Origin of the sequence: Falsiroseomonas tokyonensis (assembly GCF_019024325.1) — a bacterium.
Classification (GTDB): Bacteria; Pseudomonadota; Alphaproteobacteria; order Acetobacterales; family Acetobacteraceae; genus Falsiroseomonas; species Falsiroseomonas tokyonensis.
In genome coordinates this window covers 304,051-325,753 of record NZ_JAFNJS010000005.1, presented here as the reverse complement: position 1 = coordinate 325,753, position 21,703 = coordinate 304,051, and the positions used below count along the sequence as shown (strand labels likewise).

Below are 21,703 nucleotides of genomic sequence, written 5' to 3'. Positions count from 1 at the left end.
CCATTCGGCCCCAGACTGCGGGCCTTGGCCGGCTACCAGAAGGTTTCCGCATGCGCATCCGAACCATGTTCATCCTGGGCTTCTGCCTGGTCGCGATCCCGGGGCTGATCGCCTCGCTCTGGCTGGCGGCGGGCGCGGCGCGGGATATGGGACGGACGGAGCAGGCGGTGGCCGCGCTGCAGGCGGCGAGCGACGCGCAGCGGGCGGTCAGCGCCGTGGCGGTGGAGATCGGCGGCTACAGCAGCGTGCTGCGGGAGGCCAATCCGAACCGCACCCAGGTGGCCGGCGATGCCGCCGCCACCATCCGGCTGCTGGAGGCGAGCAGCGCCAGCGCCGCGCGGGCCGGGCTGGATGCGGCCGCGGTGCGCCGGGTGGCGGAACAGCTGGCGGCCTTCCGGGCCCGGGTCGACCAGGCCCTGGCCCTGCCGGCGGACCGCCGCGATGCCGCCCTGCCCGCCGCCGGGACCGCCGCGCGCAATGCGGCGGTGGCCACGCTGCTGGGCGTTTCCGCCGCCGCGGCGCGGGACGTGGCCCGCACGGCGCCGGAACTGGCGCTGCTGATCGAGGCCTCCTCCACCGTCATGGACATGCGCGACCAGGCTGGGCGCCGCAATGCGCTGATCTCCACCTGGCTCAGCGGCACGGCGGTGACGCCGCAGGCGGTGCAGACGGCGGAGGCGCTGACCGCCGGCGTTGACCAGGCCTGGACCTCGGTGCAGCGCCTGCTGGCGGCCAGCACCGCCTCCACCGCGCTGGAAGCGGCGCTCGCCTCGCAGAAGCAGAGCTTCGTTGAGCAGAACGAGCCGCATTGGCGCCGCCAGGTGGCCACCGCCCGGCAGCGCCTGGCCGCGCCGGAGACGCCCTGGACCACCAGCTTCGCCGAATTCCGCAGTTGGTCCCGTCCCGCCCAGGCGGAAATCCTGGTGCTGCGCGACGCCGCGCTGGATGAGGCTGCCGCGATCGCGGATCGCAGCATCGCCGAGGCGCAGACCGGCCTGGCGCTGGCCATCGGCCTTGCCGCGCTGTGCTTCGTGGCCGCGCTGGGCGGCGCGGTGCTGCTGCTGCGCCGGCTGGTCGGGCCGATCCGCGCGCTGACCGCCAGCGTCGGCGGCATTGCCGCCGGCGACCTGACGCTGGCGGTGCCCGGCCGCGGCCGGACCGATGAGCTGGGCGAGATGGCGGAGGCGGTGGAGACGCTGCGCGCCGGATCCCTGGAGCGGGTGGCAGAAACCGAGGCGCGGGCGCGCGAACAGGCGCAGCGCCTGGCCCGCGTGGAACGGGTGGATGCGCTGCTGCGGCAGTTCGAGGAACAGGCCGGCAGCATGCTGGAAGCGGTGGCCGCGGCCTCCACCCAGCTGGATGCCACCGCCCATGGCATGGCCGGCATCGCCGCCGATGGCAGCGCCCATGCCGCCGCCGTGGCCGATGCCGCCTCCCGCGCCAATGGCAGCGTGGAGACGGTGGCCGGCGCGGCGGAGGAGCTCGCCGCGTCCTTCAACGCCGTCACCCAGCAGATCCGCCACGGCGCCGACCAGGCCCGCGCTGCCACCGGCGCGGCGCAGGAGGCCGATCGCAATGTGCGCAGCCTGTCCGAGGCCGCGGACCGGATCGGCGCGGTGGTGCAGATGATCACGGATATCGCCGGCCAGACCAACCTGCTGGCGCTGAACGCGACCATCGAGGCGGCCCGTGCCGGGGAGGCCGGCAAGGGTTTTGCCGTCGTGGCGGGGGAGGTGAAGGCGCTGGCGGCGCAGACCGCCAAGGCCACCGACGAGATCAGCGGCCAGATCAACGCCATGCAGGCCGAGACCAGCCGCACCGTGGCCGCCATTTCCGACATCGCCCGCATCATCGCCGCGGTGGGCGAGGCGACCAGCCAGGTGGCGGAAACCGCCGGCCAGCAGGCCGAGGCGACCCAGGCGATCAACCGGGCGGTGACCGAGGCCGCCCGCGGCACCGCGGCAGCGGCCGACCACGCCAATGGCGTGAATGCCGATGCCGAACGCACCGGCCATGCGGCGGATGAAGTGCGTGCCGCCTCCAGCGAGCTGTCGCGCCAGGCGGAGAAGCTGCGGGCGGAGGTCGGCCGCTTCATGGTGGAGCTGCGCGCGGCCTGATATCGGCGCCCCTGCCCCGCGCGCGGCCCGCCGGAGCCGCGCGGCGATTTGGCCCAGGCCTGCCCGCATGGCATGATCCCGCCCCAATACCGGGAGAGCCTGTCGGGGATGGAAAGCGCCGGAGCGCGGGGCTGGAACAGCCTGCCGCATATGATGCTGGACCTGGCGCGCGGCTGGCGCGGCCGGCCCATGCTGCGGCATTGGCAGGGCGGGTGGCAGCGCACCAGCTGGGGCGAATTCGGCCAGCGCGTCGCCGCCCTGGCCGCCTTCCTGCGGGCCCAGGGCGTTTCGCCCGGCGACCGGGTGCTGCTGGTCTCGGAAAACCGGCCGGAATTCCCCATCGCCGATACCGCGATCATGGCGATCGGCGCCGTGACGGTGCCCACCTACACCACCAATACCGTCGCCGATCATGGCCACATCCTGGCCGATAGCGGCGCCAGCTTCGCCATCGTCTCGACCGGCAAGCTGGCCGAGCGCGTGCTGCAGGGCGCGGCCCAGCGCGGGGTGACTCTGGAAAAGCTGGTCTGCATGGAGCCCGGCACGCAGGGCTGCCTGGACTGGGACGCGGCGCTGGCCACCCCCGCCGACCTCGACCTGCTGGCGGCGGAGGCGGAGCAGATTCCGCCCGGGCGCCTGGCCTGCCTCGTCTATACCAGCGGCACCGGCGGCCTGCCCAAGGGGGTGATGCTGCCGCACCGCGCCATGCTGGCGAACCGGGAGGGCGTGGCCCGGATCGCGACGCGGCTGCACCTGGACGGCACGCCCTACCTCTCCTTCCTGCCGCTGTCGCACAGCTACGAGCATACGGTGGGCGGCTTCCTGCTGCCCTCGCCGGGGCTGGAGGTGGTCTATTCGCGCGGCGCCGACCGGCTGGCGGCGGAGCTGAAGGAGGTGCAGCCCACCGTCATCACCGCCGTGCCCCGCCTGTTCGAGGTTCTGCGGGGGCGGATCGAGGCGCAGGTGGAGAAGGACGGCGGGTTCAAGGCCAAGCTGTTTGCGCGCGCCCTGGCGCTGGGGCTGAAGCGGCTGGACGGCCGGCTTTCCCTGTTCGAACGCGCGCAGCATGCCGTTCTGGACCGGCTGGTCGGGGCAAAAATCCGGGACCGCTTCGGCGGCAAGCTGCTGGCGCTGGTCTCGGGCGGGGCGCGGCTGGACCCGGACCTCTCGGGCTTCTTCCTCGCCTTCGGCCTGCCCGTCATTCAGGGCTATGGCCAGACCGAGGCCGGCCCGGTCATCAGCGTGAACCCGCCCTGGGAAAACCGCCGAACCACCGTGGGCCCGCCCCTGCCGGGGGTGGAGGCGCGCATCGCCGAGGATGGCGAGCTTTGTGTGCGCGGCGACCTGGTGATGGACGGCTACTGGAACGACGCCGAGAGCACCGCCCGCGCCCTGATCGACGGCTGGCTGCACACCGGCGACGTGGGCGAGATCACGGACGGCTATATCCGCATCACCGACCGCAAGCGGGACTTCATCAAGACCCTTGGCGGCGACATGGTCAGCCCCGCCAAGCTGGAAGGCCTGCTGATGGCCGAGCCCGAGATCGCCCAGGCGGTGGTCGCCGGCGAGGGCCGCCCCGCCATCGTGGCGCTGGTGGTGCCGGCCGAGGGCGCGGCGGAGAAGGTGCAGGCCGCCATCGCCCGGGTGAACGGCAAGCTCTCGAACATCGAGCGCATCCGCGCCAGCACGGTGGTGGAGCCCTTCACCGTGGAGAACGGCCTGCTGACGCCGACCATGAAGGTGAAGCGGCGGCTGGTGCTGCAGCAGCATGCGGCGGCGGTGGAGAGCCTCACCAAGCGGTGAAACGCGGCGAAACCGGGCGTGCCTGACGCGACATAGGCTGCGCCGTATCTCCTCCGCCGCAGCACGGCGCGACGTGGCGGCGGAACATGTTCGACATGGAAGACCCCTAGAACGGCGGCATCGCGGCCTCGGCCGCCGCTCAGCCTTACGGGGAATGCCAGCATGGCGACGATCTTCACCAATGCCGACCAGACCACGAACGCGTCCAATGCGCCGGTCTACCAGCTCGGCAGCTACGACACGCTCATGGTCGGACCCGATGCCGTCCTGGCCACCACCGGCCTTGGCAGCCACGGCGTGAACGGCACCGAGGAGGTGGTCGTGATGCTGTCGGGCGACATCTTCACGGCGCTGGGCAATGGCATCAACACCGGCAGCGGCGCCAATATCCGCGTCACCACGGATGGCAGCATCATCAGCGGGGCCAACGGGCTTTACCTGCAAGGCAGCTTCCACCACGTGACCAATGCCGGGTACATCCAGGCCGAGGACTACGGCGTCCGCATGACCGGCTACGGCCTCGTGCTGAACAGCGGCGAGATCACGGCCGGCGGCGGCATCCTGTCCAGCAACAGGCTCGAGCTGAACAATAGCGGGCTGATCCAGAGCATCGGTTCGGATGACGGGGGCTGGTGGAATGGCGAGACGGTCAAGGTCTCCACCGGTGGTGCCAGCATCGTCAACACCGGCACCATCGCCTCTGTCCAGGGCACCGCGATCACGATTGGCAGCGCAGCTGGCCAGGCTTCGGATGTGTTGAATTCGGGCGTGATTTCGGCCACCGAGGGTTACTCCGCCCTGGTCAGTGGCGCCGGCGCCGAGCACGTGATCAACACCGGCACCATCGACGGCAATGTCTATCTGTCCGCCGGCAATGACGTCTTCGATGCCACGCTCGGCCAGACCTTCGGCCAAGTGGATGGCGGCAACGGCGACGACACGATCCTGGGCGGCGCGACGGCCGACATGCTCTTCGGTCGCGCAGGTCTGGATTCGATCACGGGCGGTGGCGGGGACGATACGCTGGGCGGCGATGCCGGCGAGGACACGCTGCTGGGCGGGGATGGCGACGACCTGGTGATCGGTGGCGATGGCGCCGACCTGATGGAGGGCGGCGCCGGCCTCGACATCCTCTCCTACACCGATGCGTCGGTGGCGGTCACGGTGGACCTGGCGACCGGCCAGGCCGAAGGCGGCGCCGAGGGCGACAGCTTCTCGGGCTTCGAGGCCGTGCGCGGCGGCAACTTCGACGATGCGCTGACGGGCACGGGGGGAACCGAGACGCTGAGCGGCGGCGGCGGCGGCGACACGCTCAGCGGCCAGGGCGGCATCGACCGGTTGTATGGCGAAGCGGGGAAGGACTGGCTGGTGGGCGGCGCCGGGGCGGATTTCCTGTTCGGCGGCGCCGAGGCCGATACCTTCCGCTATCTTTCGATCGGCGACAGCACGGTGGCCGCCACAGGACGCGACCGCATCCGCGACTTCAACCAGGCGGAGGGGGATCGCCTCCACCTCTGGTCGATCGACGCCGATACGACCGTGTCGGGCAACCAGGCCTTCGCCTTCATCGGCGATGCGGCCTTCGGCAACCATGCGCGAGAGCTGCGGTTCGAGGCGATGGGCGCGACGACGCAGGTGCAGGCGGATGTGAATGGCGACGGCAAGGCCGACTTCGCCATCCAGATCATGTCGACAGTGACGCTGACCGCCGCTGACTTCGTGCTGTAGGGCGGCGCGTCATACGTGCCGCGTCAGCCCGCCATCGACGCGCAGGCTCTGCCCGGTGACATAGGAGGCCTGGTCCGAAACCAGCCAGGCCACCGCCGCCGCGATCTCCTCCGCCCGCGCGTAGCGGCCGAGCGGGATGCGGGCGCGGCGGGCTTCCTTCTCCGGCAGGCTGTCGACGAAGCCGGGCAGCACGGCGTTCACGCGGATGCCCGCCGGCGCCAGCTCATCCGCCGCCAGCTTGGTCCAGGCGCCGAGCGCGGCGCGCAGCGTGGTCGCCGGGAAATCCGATTCCGGCTCCAGCGCCGCATAGGAGGACAGGTTCACGACGGACCCCGCGCCCTGCGCCTTCATCCCCGGCAACACCAGCCGCAGCGCGCGGATGGCTGAGAGCATCACCATGTCGAAGCCGGCATGCCACTGGTCATCGGTCAGGTCGAAGAGCGGCGCCTTGGGCGGGTGGCCCGCATTGTTCACCAGCGCGTCGATCCGCCCGAATTTTTTCAGCGTGCCGTCCACCAGCCTTTGCAGGTCGGCGGGTTCCGTGACGGAGCCAGTGACGCCCAGCGCATCCGGCAGCTCCGCCGCCAGCTTCTCCGCATTGCCGGAGGGCGACATGACCGCCACGCGGAACCCGTCGGCCGACAGGCGCCGCGCCACCGCCGCGCCGATGCCCCGGCCGGCCGCGGTGATGATCGCGGTCTTCACGTGCGGTCGCTGGTCGTGGGCGTGAAGGCGCCGCCATCGGTCGGGCGCAGCGCCTCGAACATCTCGGTCACCTGGCTGTAGTCGCGATAGCCGCAGCGGGCGATGGTCTGGGCGGCGACCGCATCGAAGCGGCCATCGACGATGTAGCGCTCGTCGATATGGATGCCGACGACCTGGCCCAGCACCATGAAGCCGTCGGTCGGATTGCCGTCCAGGTCGTGCAGCTCCATCGCCTGCAGCACCTTGCATTCGAAGCTGGCCGGGCTTTCGGCGACGCGCGGCGCCTTGACGAAGTTGCACGGCGCCATGGTCAGGCCCGCGGCCTCGAACTCGTTCTCACCCTCGGCATGGGCGCCGGAGGAGATATTCATCGCGTCGAACAGCGGCCGGGTGACCAGGTTGAAGACGAATTCGCGCGTCTCGAAGGCATTGGCGGCGGAGTGCTTCAGCCCCTCGCTGCCGAAGACCACGATCGGCGGCTGCCCCTTCACCAGGTTGAAGAAGCTGTAGGGCGCCAGGTTCGGGCGGCCCTTGGCGTCCAGGCTGGAGATCCAGCCGATGGGCCGCGGCGCGACGATGGCCTTGATCGGGTCGAAGGGCAGGCCATGGCCCCGCTTGCCGTGCTTCGGTTCGTAGAACATCGCGCCGCCCCTCTGTCCCTGGACGGCCTTCCGCTACATGCCCAGCGCGCGGCGGTAAAGATCGAGCAGCGTCTCCTGCTCCTCCACCTCCGCCGGCTCCTTCTTCCGCAGCGAGATGATCTGCTTGATCACCTTCACGTCGAAGCCGGCCGACTTGGCCTCGGAGAAAATGTCCTTGATGTCGCCGGCGAGCGCCTTGCGCTCCTCCTCCAGCCGCTCCACCCGCTCGATGATCGAGCGCAGGCGGTCAACGGCAATCCCGCCGACCTCGGGATCCGGGTCCTTCTCCTGGCGGTCGCGGCTGGCCTGGGCCTCCTGCGCGTCGAAATCACTCATCGAAGGCCTCCGGGGCACGAAGTTGAGGCGCGGCGTATAGCGCTGGGGTGGGGGTGGCGCAAACGGGAGGAAGCAAGGCCGGGGAGAAGGTATTCTCCCCGGACCCCTCATCTATTTTTGGGACTTTGGGGCGAGGCTTGGGGAGGGAATGCTTCCCTCCCCGACCTCAATGCCCGGGATTAGCCGCAGCAAACTTCGCCTTCTGCTCCGCCGTCGCCTCCTTCTGGTGCAGCGCCTGCCATTCCTTGTAGGGCATGCCATAGACGATCTCCCGCGCCTCCGGGTCCGTGATGGTCACGCCCTTGGTCGCGGCTTCCTCGCGGTACCAGCGGGAGAGGCAGTTCCGGCAGAAGCCGGCCAGGTTCATCATGTCGATGTTCTGCACGTCGCTGCGTTCGCGCAGATGCTGCACCAGGCGGCGGAAGGCGGCGGCTTCGAGCTCGGTCTGGGTGGCGGCGTCGATCTCGGGCATCGGGGTCCTCCTGAACTTCCCCGCTAGATGGTCCATCCCGCCCCGCTTCGCCATACTGGCGGCAAGAGGGAGACCGAGATGGCCTGGACCGATGCCACCGCCCGCGCGGCGTTGCAGGAGATTTTCGCCGCCGCCGTGGCAAGCGCCGACCCGCGCATCGTGCTGGCCCGCCACCTGCCGGAGCCGCCGCGGGACGGCCGCGTGGTGGTGGTGGGGGCCGGCAAGTCGGCGGCGGTGATGGCGGCGGCGGTGGAGGCGGCCTGGCCCGACCAGGCGCTGGCCGGCCTGGTCGTCACCCGCTACGGCCATGGCTACCCCACAAGCCGGGTCGAGGTGCTGGAAGCCTCCCACCCCGTGCCCGATGCCGCCGGCGCCGAAGCGGCGCAACGCCTGCTGGACGCGGTGGCGGGGCTGACGGAGCGCGACCTGGTGCTGTTCCTGGTCTCCGGCGGCGGCTCGGCGCTGACCACCCTGCCGGCGCCGGGGCTGACGCTGGACGAGCTGATGGCCGTGAACCGCGCCCTGCTCGCCTCCGGCGCCACGATCAACGAGATGAACTGCATCCGCCGGCATCTATCCGCCTTTTCCGGCGGAAGGTTGGCGCTGGCCGCGGCGCCGGCGCGGGTGGTGACGCTGGCGATCTCGGACGTGCCGGGGGATGACCCCGCCGCCATCGCTTCCGGCCCCACCGTGCCGGACCCGACCAGCTTCGAACAGGCGCGCGGGCTCGTCGCGCATTACCGGATGGAGCTGCCGCCGGCGGTGGTCGCGCATTTGGCCGCAGCGACCGAGGAAACGCCCAAACCTGGCGATCCGCGCCTGGGCCAGGTGGATTACCGCTTCATCGCCACGCCCCGCATGGCGCTGGAAGCCGCGGCCGCCAAGGGCCGCGAACTGGGCCTCGCGCCCCTGATCCTCGGCGATGCTTTGGAAGGCGAGGCGCGGGAGCTGGGCAAGGCCCTGGCCGGCATCGCGCTCTCCGCCCGCGCCCATGGCCACCCCCTGCCCGGCCCCTGCATCCTGCTCTCGGGCGGGGAGACCACGGTGACCATCGGGCCCGAGGGTGGCGGTCGCGGCGGGCGCAACGGCGAATCCCTGCTCGGCTGCGCCGTGGCCTTGGCTGGTGCGCCGGGCATCTGGGCGCTGATGGGGGATACCGACGGGATCGACGGGTCGGAGGACAATGCGGGCGCCATCGCCACGCCCGATACCCTGGCCCGTGCACGCGCTGCCGGGCTGGACCCCCGCGCGCTGCTCGGCCGGCATGACAGCTACGCCCTGTTCCAGTCGCTGGGCGATCTGCTGGTCACGGGCCCAACCCTGACCAATGTGAACGACCTGCGGGCCGTGCTGGTGGCCTGAAACGAAGAAAGGCCGGGGGATTGCTCCCCCGGCCCGGTCGCCTGGACGAAGGTCCTGCTCAGCGCAGGACGATTTCCACGCGGCGGTTCTGCGGCTCGCGCACACCGTCGGCGGTCGGCACCAGCGGGCGGCTCTCGCCGAAGGCCTGGACGCTGATCTGGTTGCGCTGGATGCCACGGCGCTCCAGCTCGGAGGCCACGGCGCCGGCGCGGCGCTCAGACAGGCGCTGGTTGTACTGCGGCGAGCCGGAGCGGTCGGCGTGGCCGGCCACTTCGATGCGCGTCACCCGCTGGCTGGTCGCGCTCTGCGCCGCATCGCCGATGATCTGGCGGGCACGGTCGGTCAGGTCGGCGCGATCGAAGTCGAAGAACACCAGGTAGGTACGGGCCGGCGCCGGGGCGGCGGCGGGCATCGGCGCGGGGGCCGGGGCAACCACCGGGGCCGGGCTGGTCTGGCCGAAGGCGTAGCGCAGACCGATCAGGATGGAGTGGTTGTAGTTCTCTGACTTCGTGCCGGTGCGGGCCACGGAGAAGGACCCACCGCCCGAGCTGGTGTCGATGTCATGCTCCAGCGTGCCGAGGAAGCGGTATTCCGCGGTCAGCGCCAGGCCCGGCGCATACTGCGTCAGCGGCATGGAGACACCCGCGATCGCCTGGTAGGCGAAGCGGCCATCGGTGCCGTCGCTGTTCACGCTGCCGCCGAGAACATTGGCGCGGACGCCGTCGAACTCGCGCCAGATATAGCCGGCGCCGACGCCGACATACGGCATGAAGGACACGCCGCCGAAATTGGCGCCGATGTCGAAGTCATACAGGGCATTGGCCATCACGCCGTAGCTGCGCGCGGTGCCGGAGGCGCGGACCTGGCCGGCGCCGCGGAAGCCGCTGATGGTGTCCACCTCGTTCTCGCGGTAGCTGCCCTCGATCTCGGTCCGCAGGCCGTTGCCGAAGCCGTAGCCCAGGCTGACCACGCCCACCCAGCCCATGTCGAAGGACACGTCGCCGCCGGTGGTGTTGCCGCGCGCGCGCAGCGTATCGGCCAGCGTGCCCGTCGCGTTGATATTCGCGTCCTGCAGCCAGTTCACGCCCGCGCCGGCGCCAATATAAATGCCGCTCACCTGCTGGGCCTGGGCGGCACCGAGCGGCAGCAGCAACATGGTCGTCGCGAGCAGCGCATTCCGGATATTCATAACCTATTCTCCTGGCTGGACGAGCCATTCCGCGCCGGGGGTGGAGGGTCCGGCAGCAGCGTCCTGGCCACCCCAACGCGGGTTCCCTGGAAAAGGTGGCAGGGACGAAAAATTTCCGGGAGGGGTGTGGCAGGAAGGACGCAGTGGGTGAAGGCGACCCCAAGGCGCGCCCCATAGCTTACTTATATTAAGTAAAATTCGCCATCTGGCCCCTGTCGCTTATTGATGCTAACTTAGCGCCATGCGCGACCCCACCCTCGAAGCCCTGCTGACCCAGCGCGGCGCCGTCACCCGTATCGCAACCGCCCTCGGCATTTCCACCGCCGCCGTCTCCCAATGGCGCCGGGTGCCGGAAGATCGCGTGGCCGAGGTGGCCCGCGCGCTGGGCGTGCCGCCCGCTTCGGTCCGTCCGGATGTGCCGGAGCCACCGGAAGCGCCCCGTCGCGAAGGAACCATCCGACCTATGCCGAGCCGTCCCCCGCTGCGCCGCCGGCGCCGCACCAAGATCATCGCGACCCTCGGCCCGGCCTCCTCCTCGCCCGAGGTCATCGAGCGTCTGTTCCGCGCCGGCGCCGATGTCTTCCGGCTGAACTTCAGCCATGGCAGCCACGAGGATCACGCGGCACGGATCGCGACGATCCGGGCGTTGGAGGAGAAGGTCGGCCGCCCGATCGGCATCCTGGCCGACGTCCAGGGCCCCAAGCTGCGCGTCGGAAAGTTCCAGGCCGGCCGGGTGCAGTTGCAGACCGGCCAGAGCTTCCGCCTCGACCTTTCGCCCAATCCCGGCGACGTGCGCCGCGTGCAGCTGCCACACCCCGAGATCATCGCCGCCGCTGGCATCGGCACCACGCTGCTGCTGGATGACGGCAAGCTGCGCCTGCGCGTGACCCATAAGCGGGAGGATCACCTGGAGACCCAGGTGGTGGTCGGCGGCCCGCTGTCGGACCGCAAGGGCGTGAACGTGCCCGACGTGGTGCTGCCGATCCCGGCGCTGACGGAAAAGGACCGCGCCGACCTCGACTTCGTGCTGGAACAGGGCGTGGAATATATCGGCCTGTCCTTCGTGCAGCGGGCGGAGGATGTGATCGAGGCGAAGGAGATCGCCGCCGGCCGCGCCTGGATCATGGTGAAGATGGAGAAGCCGCAGGCGGTCGAGAATCTCGACGCCATCCTGGCGGGGGCCGATTGCGTCATGGTGGCGCGCGGCGACCTCGGCGTGGAATGCCCGCCGGAGGAAGTGCCGCTGATCCAGAAGCAGATCGTCCGCGCCTGCCGCATCCTCGGCAAACCGGTGGTGGTGGCGACCCAGATGCTGGAGAGCATGATCACCGCCCCCTCCCCCACCCGCGCCGAGGCGCAGGACGTGGCGACGGCGGTCTTCGATGGCGCCGATTGCGTGATGCTGTCCGCCGAGACCGCCGCCGGGCAGTTCCCCTTCGAGGCGGTGAACATCATGGACCGCATCATCGCGCGCGTTGAGCAGGACCCGGAATGGCGCAAGCTGACGGATGCGAACCGCCCGGCGCCGGAGCGCAATTCCGCCAGCGCCATCGCCGCCGCCGCCCGCCAGGTGGCGCAGACCATCGAGGCGGAGGCGATCGCCACCTTCACCTCCACCGGATCCACCATGCTGCGCGTGGCGCGGGAACGGCCGAGCTGCCCGATCCTCGGCCTGACCGCCAGCCTGCAGACGGCGCGGCGCATGGCGGTGGTCTGGGGCGTGCACCCCATGACGACGGTGGAGCTGCATTCCATGACGGACATGGTCGCCAAGGCGATCCGCGCCGCCAGCATGGAAGGCTTCGCGAAATCGGGCGACGAGGTGGTGGTGACCGCCGGCGTGCCCTTCGGCACACCGGGCACCACCAATGCGCTGCGAGTCGCCATCGTGAAGTGACGGCCATCGCCGGCCCTAGAGCACGATCCGTCCTCTCGGACGGATCTCGTGCTCTAGAAGTTATTGTTTCTAAAGCACGAAGTCCGATAACACTGATTGAGTGTTATCGGATAGTGCTTTAGCGGCGCCTCTTGCCTTGAGCGCCGCACCCGCCTTTTGTGCGCGGACCTCTCGGAGCAGCCTCGATGAAGATCCGCAGCCTTGCCCTGGCGGCCGCCATTCCCGCGCTGGCCGCGCTGGCCGCCACCCCGGCCTCGGCGCAGCGCGCCGGCCTCTATGACGTGACCGGCACCAACCTGGATGGCAGCAGCTATACCGGCGTGGCGCAGATCCGCACCGTCGGCCTCGCCTCCTTCGCCATCCTCTGGCGCATCGGCAACCAATCGGTGGAAGGCGTGGGCTTCGCCTCCGGCCGCACCGTGGCGGTGGCCTATGGCCTGTCGCAGCGGCCGGGCATCGGCATCTACACGCTGAACCCGGATGGCAGCATGGAGGGCGAGTGGACCATCGTCGGCGCGCCCGCCAATGCGCGGGAACGCCTGGTGCCGCGCGAGGCTCCGCCGGCTGCCGCGGCCGCGCCGGCTGCCCCCGCCCCGGCTGCACCCGACCCGGCCGCACCCGCCGTGCCGCCGCCCGCCGTGGTGCCGCCCGCCGTGGTGCCGCCGGCCCCGGCCGCCCCTGCGCCGGCCGTGCCGCCTGCCACGCCGCGGTAGCCGCTACAGCACGATCTGTCCGACTGGGCAGATCTCGTGCTGCAGACGCGATCGTCCCCGAACCATGACATCGGCCCGCGCTGATTCAGCGTGAGCCGATCGTGCTTCAGCGCCCCCGCGCCCGCTTCTCGCCCGCCAGCAGCGCCGCCTTGCGCGGCACGCCCCAGCGATAGCCAGTGAGGTCGCCGCTGGCGCCCACCACGCGATGGCAGGGCACCATCAGGGAGACCGGGTTGCGGGCGCAGGCCCGCGCCACGGCGCGAGTCGCCGCCGGCATCCCCATCTCCGCTGCCAGGCCGGAATAGGTGCGGGTCTCGCCCAGGGGAATCCGCACCAGCGCTTCCCAGACCCTGCGCTGGAAGGCGGTGCCGCGCAGGTCAAGCGGCAGGGCCAGCGCGGCGCTGGGCTCCGCCAGGAAGGCCGCCACCTGGCGCACCGCATCGGCCAGCGCCTCCGGCGCCGCCTCCAGCCGCGCCTTGGGGAAGCGGGCGCGCAGGTCGCCCTCCAGCGCCTCGGGCGGCTCGGCGAAGCCGATGAAGCAGATGCCCGCTTCCGTGGCACCGACCAGCAGCGGGCCCATGGCGCTTTCGGCATGGGCGATGCGGATGGTCTCCCCCTGGCCGCCGCGCCGGGCCGCGCCGGGCGTCATGCCGAGGTGTCGGGCGGTGTCCTCATAGACGCGGCTCTCGCTGCCGAAGCCGGCGCCAGCCACCGCCTCCGCCACCCGGTCGCCGGCGGCGAGTGCCGCCTGCAGGCGGCGGGCGCGCACCGCCTCGGCATAGCTGCGCGGGGTGACGCCGGTGATTTCGCGGAACAGGCGCAGGAAATGGTGGCGGGCATAGCCGGCGCGGGCGGCCAGCGTCTCCAGGCTCGGGATGGTCTCCGCCGCCTCGATCAGCGCACAGGCGGCGGCCACGGCCTCGGCCTGCATGCGGGCGCGCTCTCCCTTCGGGTCGCAGCGCTTGCAGGCGCGGAAGCCGGCGGCCTCGGCGCTGGCGGCATCGGCGAAGAAGCGGACATTGCGGCGCAGCGGCGTGCGGGCCGGGCAGCCGGGGCGGCAGTAGATGCCCTGGCTGGTCACGCCCAGGCGGAAATCGCCACATTCCGGCTGCGCCTGGCGGTCCAGGACCGCCTGCCAGCGCAGGTCATCGATCGACAGGGGGGCTTCGGGCATCGGGGCGGCCTCTCGAACTCGGGCGGAAGATCGGCGCTTGCCGCAGGCTGCGCCATCCGCGGGTTGCGCCCGCCAAACAGGCTGCGGAAAAAGCCCTCTCCACCCGCAGGGGGAAGGGCTTTTTCCGCAGCCCGCTTACAGCGCCTCTCCCTCCGCCCGCCTTTGCAGGTCGCGCCGCCGCATGGCGCCACCGGGCAGTTGCGGGTGCAGCGCCAGCGCGGCGTCCAGGCTGCGCAGCGCGCCGCGCAGGTCGCCTGCCTCCTCCTGCAGCTGGGACAGCTGCAGCAGCGCGCCGAAATGGCGGGGTTCCAGCAGCAGCGCCTGCTGCAGGTCCCGCGCCGCGGCGACGCGGTCGCCCAGGCGGTCATAGGCGGCGGCGCGCAGCAGCCAGGCATCGGGCGCGCCCGGTTCCAGCACCAAAGCGGCGTCGAAATCCTCCAGCGCCTCCGCCGTCTCCTGCGCCTGCAGGTTGCGCTGGCCGCGGCGCAGCAGCAGGCCCGCGGCCGGGGAGACGGCCTGGCTCCACAGCGCGCGGATGCGCGCCTCCACGATCTGGCCGCCGCCCTGGTCGGGTGCGGTCTTCAGCGCCTCGAACAGCCGGTCGAGCTCGGCCTGGCGCGCCTCCGCGGCGCCGGGCCGCGGCGGCGGCGTTTGCGCCTGGACCGGCAACGCGAGGAGAAGCAGCAGCGCGGCGGAACGGATCATGCGCCCAGCCTCCGGCATCCCCCCGCCCGCATGCAAGGCCAATCAGCCCGCCAGGTTGTGCCCGGCCTCCCGCAGAAGGGCGCGGTCCTTCGCCCGTTCCGCCAGGACAGGGCGCAGTGCGGCGGGCTCCGGCCCGCCAGCCATCCAGTCCAGCAGCTCCACCGTATGGATGGTGGGCATGGCGCCGCCCGAAAGCTGGGTGAGGCAGCCGATGTTGCCGGCCGCGATCACATCGGCGCGGGTGCGGTCCAGATTGGCCAGCTTGCGGTCGCGCAGTTGCCCGGCGATCTCGGGCTGCATCAGGTTGTAGGTGCCGGCGCTGCCGCAGCAGATATGGCCCTCCGCCGGTTCCTTCACCGCAAAACCCGCCCGCTTCAAAAGCTCCTTCGGCGCGGCGGTGATCTTCTGGCCGTGCTGGAGGGAACAGGCGGCGTGGTAGGCGACCGTCAGGCCCGGCTTCTCGCGGCTCGGCGCATAGTCGAATTTCTGTAGAAGCTCGGAGATGTCCAGCGTGAGCGCGGAGATGCGCGCGGCGGCGGCGGCTTCGGGCTCGGTGCGGAACATGAAGCCGTAGTCCTTCACCGTGGTGCCGCAGCCGGAGGCGTTGACCACCACCGCATCCAGCCCCTCCCCCTCGAGCTCCGCCGTCCAGGCCGCGATATTGGCCCGCGCCAGGCGCATTGCCGGGTCGTGGTGGCCCATATGGTGGTCGAGCGCGCCGCAGCAGCCGGACTCCTGCCGCACCACCACATCGAGGCCCATCCGCGTCAGCAGGCGGATGGTGGCGTCATTGATCGAGGGCGCCAGCACGCGCTGGGCGCAGCCAGCCAGCAGCGCGACCCGGCCCCGGCGCGGCCCTTGCGCACGATGCACCCCCGGCCGATCCAGCGCGCCCGGCGCCGGGACCTTGGCAGGCGCCAGCTTCAGCATGGCGCGCAGCCGCTGCGCCGGCATCGAGGTGCCGGGCACGAAGCGGGCAAAGTGCCGACCGAGCGCGGCGCCCCGCAGCGCCGCCCGGAACCGGCCGGGATAGGGCAGCAAGGCGGAGAGCAGCCGGCGCAGGGCGCGCTCGGCGGGCGGGCGCTGGTAGGTCTCCTCGATATGGCGCCGGGCGTGATCGACCAGGTGCATGTAGTTCACGCCGGAGGGGCAGGTGGTCATGCAGGACAGGCAGGAGAGGCAGCGGTCGACATGCCGCACCACCTCCTCCGTCGCCGGCCGGTCGTTCTCCAGCATGTCCTTGATCAGGTAGATGCGGCCGCGCGGGCTATCCAGCTCGTCGCCCAGCAGCAGGAAGGTCGGGCAGGTGGCGGTGCAGAAGCCGCAATGGACGCAGGTGCGCAGGATGCGGTTGCTCTCGGCCGTATCCGGGTCCCGCAGTTGGGCCTCGGTGAAGCTGGTCTGCATCCTCGGTCCCCCACCCGGGCTGAACATAGGCTGACGCAGGCCACGGCGAAAGGCGCCGTGCGCCGATGCGCGAGGCTCCAGGGGAACCTTGGCCGCGGCATGGCGCTTGCCTCTTCACCTGGGTGAAAGGCTCTCGTCGCGGTACGCGCTGCAAAACGCAACGTGAGCCGCAACGACCGCCAAGGCCACCCCACCGATCTGGAGGAACCGCAGAATGCGCGAGACCATGACCGACCACCGCCCCGTCACCGAGATCGACAACCAGACCCGCGCCGCCTGGCTCGGCGCCGCCGAGGCCGCGCGCCAGCAGGCACTGCTGCGGGTCGCGCCGCCGGTGGGCACGGACGAGATCCGCACCGACCGCCGCCGCGGCGACCGCCGCCAGGCCTGACCGCCGGCTTCAGCCCCAGCTTGCCTCCGCATCCAGCGGATAGACCGGGCGCGGCAGGCCGCGGAAATCGAAGCGGGACAGCACCGGGCTGACTAGGCCCGGCGCATCCACCTCCAGTATGCGGTCGGGCGTCGCATAGATGTCGAAGCCGGCGCGGAAATGCCCGCGCGACTTTACCACGATGGTGCGCGCCGCCTCCACCTCCACCCCCAGGATCTCCAGCATCGCCGGGTCCAGCAGCTGCCGCCGCAGCGACCCCACGGCCAGCAACAACCCGCTGCCCTCCAGCTCCAGCAGCGCCGCCGGCCCGATGGAGAAGGCGCGTCCCGCGAGGGTGCCGCGGCGGCCGATGCCGGCCCCATCCGACAGGGCGCGAACATGGGCCGTGGCGCGGAAGGTTTCGGCGAAGGGGCCGGGCGTGGCATTGGCCACCGCCTCGATCCGCGCACCCTGCCCCGCCGCATGGGCGGCGGCGGCGAGGTCCGGGTCCACCAGCACGCCGAAGACCACGCCCCGCGCGCCCGCCGCGTGGAGTGCCGCCAGCAGCGCCGTGGTATTGCCGCCGCCACCGCCACCGGGATTATCCGCCACATCGGCCAGGATCAGCCGCGGCAAGGCGGTGTCGGTGCCCACCGCCACCGCCGCGGCCACCGCCTCCTCGATCGGGGTCAGGCTGCGGGACAGGGCGGCGCGCTGCTGCCAGATGTCGTTCGACAGCCGCTCCGCCACATCCACCGCGGCACCGACATGGCCGGGCCGGGCGGAGGCCCAGACGCAGAGGCCGCATTTCGCGATATCGGTATAGACGAAGCCGCCGGTGACGGAGACGCCGAGCAGGTTCGGATCCTCCTCCCGCGCCAGGACCCCTGCCCGGATCGCATCGGCATAGGGCGATTCCTCCGCCGTCAGCAGGGTGACGGTGGGCGGCGTCAGCGGCAGGCGGATGAAATGCGTCTCGGGCCGCTCGCCGGTCTCCAGGATCCGGCGCAGCGCATCCGCGGCCTCGGCCGCGCGCTCCCGCATATCGACATGGGGGTTGGTGCGATAGGCGATCAGCAGGTCGGCGAGTTCCACCTGCCGGTCGGAGACATTGCAATGCAGGTCGAGCGTGCCGACGATCGGCACATCCGGCCCCAGCAGGTCGCGCAGCAATTGCAGCACGGCGCCATCGGTATCCGCCTCCTCCGCCGCGCGGCTGGCGCCGTGGCTGGCGACATAGACGCCGTCGATGCGGCCGGCGGCCGCCAGGCCGGTCTGGATGATCTCCAGGAACTCCGGAAAGATGCCGGGCGCCATGATGCCGCCGGGCGGCGCGGTGATGAGGATCAGGGGCACCGGCTCCCACTCCCCGGTCGCGTCCATCCGCGCATAGAAGCCGGGGATCTCGGCCGGCAGGGCGCTGGTGGCGGCGCGCGCCTGCGCCGTGATCTCCTCCCCCTCCGCCCAGGATTGCTGCTGGAAGTCGTGCCGCGTGGTGGGCGGGGAGAAGGCATTCACCTCGAGGTGCAGGCCGAGGATGGCAATGCGGGGACGACTCACGTGCTGGACCTCATGCGGCCGGGATTGAAGAGGCCATGCGGATCGAGCGCCGCCTTCACACGGGCGCCGATCGCGGCCAGGGCCGGCGCCTCCTCGGTCAGGACGGGCACGGCGGCGCGCAATGGCGCGGGGGCGCGGAACAGGGTGAAGCTGCCGCGCGCCGCGGAGGTGGCCTGCATCACGGCGGCATGCGCGGCCTCCGTCGCCGGCCCCGCGACCCAGACCAGCCCGCCGCCCCAGTCCAGCAGCAGTTTTGCCCGGAACGCCGCCTGAAGCTTCGCCGCCAGGGCGGGCGCGGCGCTGGGGCGGAGGGAGAGGCGCCAGATGGCATCCTCATCGGCTGCGCCCAGCGCCTCGGCATCGCGGATACCGCGCCAGAGCGCCGTGGAGTCCTCCAGCAGCGTCACTTGGCCGAGTGGGGACAAATCCTCGCGCAGCCGGCTGGCGCGGTAGGTAACGGAGTCCGGAAAATCCTCCAGCCGCAGCAGCGCGGTGGCGCCATGGGCCTGAAGCCGCAGCGCGGCGCCGGTGACGCCATAGGGGCTGGTGAGGCCGGCGGACAGCGCCCGCACCCCGGCGGCCAGGTCCGGCACGGCGACCGCCAGCGTCGCGCTGGCGCGCGCGGCCGGCAGCACCTTCAGCGTCACCTCGGTCAGCACGCCCAGCGTGCCATGGCTGCCGGCCAGCAGCTTGCAGAGGTCGAGGCCGGTGACGTTCTTCAGCACCCGCCCGCCACTGCGCACCACCTCCCCCGCCCCGTTGACGAAGCGGATGCCGAGCAGATGGTCGCGGATCGACCCCGCCGTGATGCGGCGCGGACCGGAGAGGTTGGTGGCGACGATGCCGCCGATGGTGGCGGCTTCCGATACGCCGAAAAGGCCGCGCGTATCCGGCGGCTCCGGCGCCAGCATCTGCCCCTGCTCGGCCAGCGCCGCCTCGATCTCCGGCAGCGGCGTGCCGGCGCGGGCCGAGAGCACCAGCTCGGTCGGCTTGTAGAGGGTGATGCCGGTCAGCCCGCGCGTGGTCAGCGTGGCCGCCGCCTGCACCGGGCGCAGCAGGCCCCGCTTGCTGCCATGGCCCTCGATGGCCAGCGGCGTGCGCGCGGCGATGGCCTGCTGCACGGCGGCGATGAGGCCGGACTCGTCGGCCGGGCTCAGCAAGGCGCTCATGCGTGTTCGGTCAGCGGGAAGACCTTGTGCGGGTTCAGCAGCCAGCCCGGGTCGAAGGCGGATTTGATGGCGCGCTGCTGCGTCAGTTCGTGCGGCAGGAACTGCACGCCCATCAGGTCCCGCTTCTCCACGCCCACGCCGTGTTCGCCGGTCAGGCAGCCGCCGACTTCCACGCACAGCTTCAGGATGTCCGCGCCAAAATCCTCGGCCTTGCGGAAGCTGGCCGGGTCGTTGGCATCGAACATGATCAGCGGATGGAGGTTGCCGTCGCCGGCATGGAAGACATTCGCCACCTGCAGCCCGTATTGCACGCTCATCTCGCCGATGCGCTTCAGCACGAAGGGCAGCTCGCCGGTCGGGATGGTGCCGTCCATGCAGAGATAGTCCGGCGAGATGCGCCCCACCGCGCCGAAGGCGCCCTTGCGGCCCTTCCAGATCGCCATCGATTCCTCGGCGCTGGTCGCGACCTTCAGGCTGATCGGGTCGAAGCGGGCGCAGATCTCCTTGATGCGGCCGAGCAGCGCGTCCTGCTCCGCCACGCTGCCCTCCACCTCGATGATCAGCATCGCCTCGGCATCCAGCGGATAGCCGGCATGGGCGAAGGCCTCGCAGGCATGGATGCAGGGCTTGTCCATGAATTCCAGCGCGACGGGGATGATGCCCGAGCCGATGATGGCATCGACGGCCGCGCCCGCGATTTCCGTGCCCTTGAAGGCGGCGAGCATGGCGCGCGCGCCTTCCGGGCCGCGCAGGATGCGGACGGTGACCTCGGTGACGATGCCGAGCATGCCCTCGCTGCCCGTCATCAGGCCGAGCCAGTCATAGCCCGCCGAATCCAGGTGGTCGCCGCCGACCTCGACGATCTCGCCGGTGGGCGTCACCAGCTTCAGCCCGAGCAGGTTGTTGGCGGTGACGCCGTATTTCAGGCAATGCGCGCCGCCCGAATTCATGTTGACGTTGCCGCCGATCATGCAGGCGAGCTGCGAGGAAGGGTCGGGCGCGTAGAAGAAGCCCTCATGCTCCACCGCCTTGGTGATGCCGAGGTTGGTCACGCCCGCCTCCACCACCGCCAGCCGGTCGTCGAAGTCGATCTCCAGGATGCGGTTCATGCGCATCACGCCGATCACCACCGCATCCTCCAGCGGCAGGGCTCCGCCCGAGAGGCTGGTGCCGGCGCCGCGGGGGACCACGCGGATACCGTTCTGGTGGCAGTAGCGCATCACCGCGGCCACCTGCTCGGTGGTCGAGGGCAGCACAACCGCCAGCGGCATCTGGCGATAGGCGGTCAGGCCATCGGTCTCATAGGGGCGCATGCGCAGCGCCTCATGGATCACGGCATCGGCGGACAGCAGGCCGAGCAGCGCGGCCACGATCTCATCGCGGCGGGCCAGGATCTCCGGCTTGGGCGGCGGCAGGGCGATCATGGCGTCTGGGCGCTCCCTTGGCGGCTGGCTGGCATGAAGATGGCCTTGCCGGGCGGGGGCGGCAAGCGGCTCAGGATTCCTTCGCAATCCGGCGTCATGATGCGCGTCCGACACGAAGGAGGATTCGCCATGCGCCGTCTGATCGCCACCGCCACATTGTTGGCACCCCTCCTATTCACGACCGGAGCCCAGGCGCAGCGCGCCGGCGCCTATGTGGTGGAGGGGGTGGGCGCCGATGGCAGCCGCTATACCGGCGCCGCCCAGCTCAGCCCGACCGGCCCGCAGACCTGGCGGCTCACCTGGCGGGTCGGCGGGGAGACCATTCAGGGCGTGGCGGTCGACAGCCGCGGCATGCTGTCGGTCGCCTATCGGCATGGCGGGGTGCTGGGCAGCGCGCTGTATGAGGTGCGGCCGGATGGCAGCCTGGTGGGCCTCTGGACCTCGGGCCAGGAGGGCGGGCTGGGGCGCGAGACGCTGTCGCCGCGATGACCCGGCTGATCCTCGCCGCCCTGCTGGCGCTGTGCGCGGCGCCGGCCCTGGCGCAGCAGGCCGGCACCTATGTGCTGGAAGGCCGCGGCCGTGACGGCGCGGTCTATCAGGGGGAGGTGCAGTTCAAGCCGGTGGGGCCGGAGGTCTGGCAGGTGACCTGGCGCACCGGCAGCGGCGTGACCCAGGGCCTGGCGCTGCGCCAGGGATCGCGGCTGGCCGTGGGCTATGTCTCGCGCCAGGGGGAGACGGGCGTCGCGCTGCATGAGCTGCAGCGGGACGGCACGCTGACCGGCAGCTGGACCCAGGGCGGCAGCGGCGCGCGCGGCCAGGAGCGGCTCTATCCGCGCTGAGCGCCAAATGCGTCGCGCCGCGATGTAATTCAAATGCGTCGCGCCGCGACCGGGTTGCCCCAGCCGCGGCGCGACGAATCCGAACCGCC

20 protein-coding genes are annotated in these 21,703 nt (G+C 71.3%); 9 read left to right on the top strand and 11 right to left on the bottom strand.

Annotation, left to right across the window (positions count from 1 at the left end; all coding sequences use genetic code 11):
• The first annotated feature begins 50 nt into the window (after nt 1–50).
• The 3 genes from J3S20_RS18360 to J3S20_RS18350 all read left to right on the top strand — a co-directional run bounded on the left by J3S20_RS18360 (nt 51) and on the right by J3S20_RS18350 (nt 5,651).
• Nucleotides 51–2,117, top strand: a complete 2,067-nt coding sequence (locus tag J3S20_RS18360; RefSeq protein ID WP_216837956.1) for a methyl-accepting chemotaxis protein — start codon at nt 51–53, stop codon at nt 2,115–2,117.
• Between the two features lie 72 nt (nt 2,118–2,189).
• Complete coding sequence (locus J3S20_RS18355; protein WP_246602973.1) at nt 2,190–3,923, top strand: AMP-dependent synthetase/ligase; 1,734 nt, start codon at nt 2,190–2,192, stop codon at nt 3,921–3,923.
• Between the two features lie 162 nt (nt 3,924–4,085).
• Entirely contained in the window at nt 4,086–5,651 is a 1,566-nt protein-coding gene (locus tag J3S20_RS18350) for a calcium-binding protein (RefSeq protein ID WP_216837955.1), read from the top strand.
• Nucleotides 5,652–5,660: 9 nt separating this feature from the next.
• Here the strand turns inward: J3S20_RS18350 and J3S20_RS18345 are convergent, their stop codons facing one another.
• The 4 genes from J3S20_RS18345 to J3S20_RS18330 all read right to left on the bottom strand — a co-directional run bounded on the left by J3S20_RS18345 (nt 5,661) and on the right by J3S20_RS18330 (nt 7,805).
• Nucleotides 5,661–6,356: an SDR family oxidoreductase gene (locus tag J3S20_RS18345; protein ID WP_216837954.1), complete on the bottom strand. Its 696-nt coding sequence runs from the start codon at nt 6,354–6,356 to the stop codon at nt 5,661–5,663.
• On the bottom strand, nt 6,353–6,997 hold the full coding sequence (locus J3S20_RS18340) for a flavin reductase family protein (RefSeq protein WP_216837953.1): 645 nt from the start codon (nt 6,995–6,997) through the stop codon (nt 6,353–6,355). Before J3S20_RS18340 ends, J3S20_RS18345 begins: the two co-directional genes overlap by 4 nt.
• Nucleotides 6,998–7,030: 33 nt before the next feature.
• Nucleotides 7,031–7,333, bottom strand: a complete 303-nt coding sequence (locus J3S20_RS18335) for a DUF2312 domain-containing protein (RefSeq protein ID WP_209443290.1) — start codon at nt 7,331–7,333, stop codon at nt 7,031–7,033.
• Between the two features lie 166 nt (nt 7,334–7,499).
• On the bottom strand, nt 7,500–7,805 hold the full coding sequence (locus J3S20_RS18330; RefSeq protein WP_216837952.1) for a DUF1244 domain-containing protein: 306 nt from the start codon (nt 7,803–7,805) through the stop codon (nt 7,500–7,502).
• A 78-nt stretch (nt 7,806–7,883) separates the two neighbouring features.
• Between J3S20_RS18330 and J3S20_RS18325 the strand changes: the two genes are divergently transcribed.
• A complete protein-coding gene (locus J3S20_RS18325; RefSeq protein ID WP_216837951.1) occupies nt 7,884–9,167 on the top strand; it encodes a glycerate kinase type-2 family protein in 1,284 nt (427 codons plus the stop codon).
• 58 nt (nt 9,168–9,225) lie between these two features.
• Here the strand turns inward: J3S20_RS18325 and J3S20_RS18320 are convergent, their stop codons facing one another.
• Entirely contained in the window at nt 9,226–10,356 is a 1,131-nt protein-coding gene (locus tag J3S20_RS18320; RefSeq protein ID WP_216837950.1) for an OmpA family protein, read from the bottom strand.
• Nucleotides 10,357–10,819: 463 nt separating this feature from the next.
• Here J3S20_RS18320 and pyk point away from each other — a divergent pair, with 463 nt between their 5' ends.
• Nucleotides 10,820–12,253, top strand: a complete 1,434-nt coding sequence (gene pyk, locus J3S20_RS18315; RefSeq protein ID WP_216838156.1) for a pyruvate kinase — start codon at nt 10,820–10,822, stop codon at nt 12,251–12,253.
• 185 nt (nt 12,254–12,438) lie between these two features.
• Entirely contained in the window at nt 12,439–12,966 is a 528-nt protein-coding gene (locus J3S20_RS18310; RefSeq protein ID WP_216837949.1) for a hypothetical protein, read from the top strand.
• 106 nt (nt 12,967–13,072) lie between these two features.
• On the opposite strand, the gene ada is transcribed toward J3S20_RS18310, so the two are convergent.
• From ada to glcF, 3 genes are all read right to left on the bottom strand, one after another.
• The gene (ada, locus tag J3S20_RS18305; RefSeq protein ID WP_216837948.1) at nt 13,073–14,140 is read right to left on the bottom strand and encodes a bifunctional DNA-binding transcriptional regulator/O6-methylguanine-DNA methyltransferase Ada; all 1,068 of its coding nucleotides are present in this window, start codon (nt 14,138–14,140) and stop codon (nt 13,073–13,075) included.
• Between the two features lie 135 nt (nt 14,141–14,275).
• Nucleotides 14,276–14,845 carry a tetratricopeptide repeat protein gene (locus J3S20_RS18300; protein WP_216837947.1) on the bottom strand — a complete coding sequence of 190 codons (570 nt, stop codon included), beginning with the start codon at nt 14,843–14,845 and terminating at the stop codon, nt 14,276–14,278.
• A 42-nt stretch (nt 14,846–14,887) separates the two neighbouring features.
• The gene (gene glcF, locus J3S20_RS18295) at nt 14,888–16,252 is read right to left on the bottom strand and encodes a glycolate oxidase subunit GlcF (RefSeq protein ID WP_216837946.1); all 1,365 of its coding nucleotides are present in this window, start codon (nt 16,250–16,252) and stop codon (nt 14,888–14,890) included.
• 214 nt (nt 16,253–16,466) lie between these two features.
• On the opposite strand from glcF, the gene J3S20_RS18290 reads away from it, so the two are divergent.
• The gene (locus tag J3S20_RS18290) at nt 16,467–16,643 is read left to right on the top strand and encodes a hypothetical protein (protein WP_216837945.1); all 177 of its coding nucleotides are present in this window, start codon (nt 16,467–16,469) and stop codon (nt 16,641–16,643) included.
• 9 nt (nt 16,644–16,652) lie between these two features.
• Here J3S20_RS18290 and J3S20_RS31135 read toward each other — a convergent pair whose 3' ends face one another.
• The 3 genes from J3S20_RS31135 to J3S20_RS18275 are packed head-to-tail and all read right to left on the bottom strand — an operon-like array spanning nt 16,653 to nt 20,775.
• Entirely contained in the window at nt 16,653–18,182 is a 1,530-nt protein-coding gene (locus J3S20_RS31135; RefSeq protein WP_216837944.1) for a M81 family metallopeptidase, read from the bottom strand.
• Nucleotides 18,179–19,351: a glycolate oxidase subunit GlcE gene (gene glcE / locus J3S20_RS18280; protein ID WP_216837943.1), complete on the bottom strand. Its 1,173-nt coding sequence runs from the start codon at nt 19,349–19,351 to the stop codon at nt 18,179–18,181. Before glcE ends, J3S20_RS31135 begins: the two co-directional genes overlap by 4 nt.
• A complete protein-coding gene (locus J3S20_RS18275) occupies nt 19,348–20,775 on the bottom strand; it encodes an FAD-linked oxidase C-terminal domain-containing protein (protein WP_216837942.1) in 1,428 nt (475 codons plus the stop codon). The genes glcE and J3S20_RS18275 overlap by 4 nt, the downstream gene beginning before the upstream one ends.
• Nucleotides 20,776–20,904: 129 nt before the next feature.
• Here J3S20_RS18275 and J3S20_RS18270 point away from each other — a divergent pair, with 129 nt between their 5' ends.
• Together J3S20_RS18270 and J3S20_RS18265 are read left to right on the top strand one after the other, a co-directional pair.
• Nucleotides 20,905–21,264: a hypothetical protein gene (locus J3S20_RS18270; RefSeq protein ID WP_216837941.1), complete on the top strand. Its 360-nt coding sequence runs from the start codon at nt 20,905–20,907 to the stop codon at nt 21,262–21,264.
• A complete protein-coding gene (locus tag J3S20_RS18265; protein ID WP_216837940.1) occupies nt 21,261–21,614 on the top strand; it encodes a hypothetical protein in 354 nt (117 codons plus the stop codon). Before J3S20_RS18270 ends, J3S20_RS18265 begins: the two co-directional genes overlap by 4 nt.
• The last annotated feature ends 89 nt before the right edge of the window (nt 21,615–21,703 follow it).

Coding starts and splice junctions, on each gene's coding strand:
- J3S20_RS18360 (WP_216837956.1), top strand. CDS start 51: ATGCGCATCCGAACCATGTTCATCCTGGGCTTCTGCCTGGTCGCGATC.
- J3S20_RS18355 (WP_246602973.1), top strand. CDS start 2,190: ATGATCCCGCCCCAATACCGGGAGAGCCTGTCGGGGATGGAAAGCGCC.
- J3S20_RS18350 (WP_216837955.1), top strand. CDS start 4,086: ATGGCGACGATCTTCACCAATGCCGACCAGACCACGAACGCGTCCAAT.
- J3S20_RS18340 (WP_216837953.1), bottom strand. CDS start 6,997: ATGTTCTACGAACCGAAGCACGGCAAGCGGGGCCATGGCCTGCCCTTC.
- J3S20_RS18335 (WP_209443290.1), bottom strand. CDS start 7,333: ATGAGTGATTTCGACGCGCAGGAGGCCCAGGCCAGCCGCGACCGCCAG.
- J3S20_RS18330 (WP_216837952.1), bottom strand. CDS start 7,805: ATGCCCGAGATCGACGCCGCCACCCAGACCGAGCTCGAAGCCGCCGCC.
- J3S20_RS18325 (WP_216837951.1), top strand. CDS start 7,884: ATGGCCTGGACCGATGCCACCGCCCGCGCGGCGTTGCAGGAGATTTTC.
- J3S20_RS18320 (WP_216837950.1), bottom strand. CDS start 10,356: ATGAATATCCGGAATGCGCTGCTCGCGACGACCATGTTGCTGCTGCCG.
- pyk (WP_216838156.1), top strand. CDS start 10,820: ATGCCGAGCCGTCCCCCGCTGCGCCGCCGGCGCCGCACCAAGATCATC.
- J3S20_RS18310 (WP_216837949.1), top strand. CDS start 12,439: ATGAAGATCCGCAGCCTTGCCCTGGCGGCCGCCATTCCCGCGCTGGCC.
- ada (WP_216837948.1), bottom strand. CDS start 14,140: ATGCCCGAAGCCCCCCTGTCGATCGATGACCTGCGCTGGCAGGCGGTC.
- J3S20_RS18300 (WP_216837947.1), bottom strand. CDS start 14,845: ATGATCCGTTCCGCCGCGCTGCTGCTTCTCCTCGCGTTGCCGGTCCAG.
- glcF (WP_216837946.1), bottom strand. CDS start 16,252: ATGCAGACCAGCTTCACCGAGGCCCAACTGCGGGACCCGGATACGGCC.
- J3S20_RS18290 (WP_216837945.1), top strand. CDS start 16,467: ATGCGCGAGACCATGACCGACCACCGCCCCGTCACCGAGATCGACAAC.
- glcE (WP_216837943.1), bottom strand. CDS start 19,351: ATGAGCGCCTTGCTGAGCCCGGCCGACGAGTCCGGCCTCATCGCCGCC.
- J3S20_RS18275 (WP_216837942.1), bottom strand. CDS start 20,775: ATGATCGCCCTGCCGCCGCCCAAGCCGGAGATCCTGGCCCGCCGCGAT.
- J3S20_RS18270 (WP_216837941.1), top strand. CDS start 20,905: ATGCGCCGTCTGATCGCCACCGCCACATTGTTGGCACCCCTCCTATTC.
- J3S20_RS18265 (WP_216837940.1), top strand. CDS start 21,261: ATGACCCGGCTGATCCTCGCCGCCCTGCTGGCGCTGTGCGCGGCGCCG.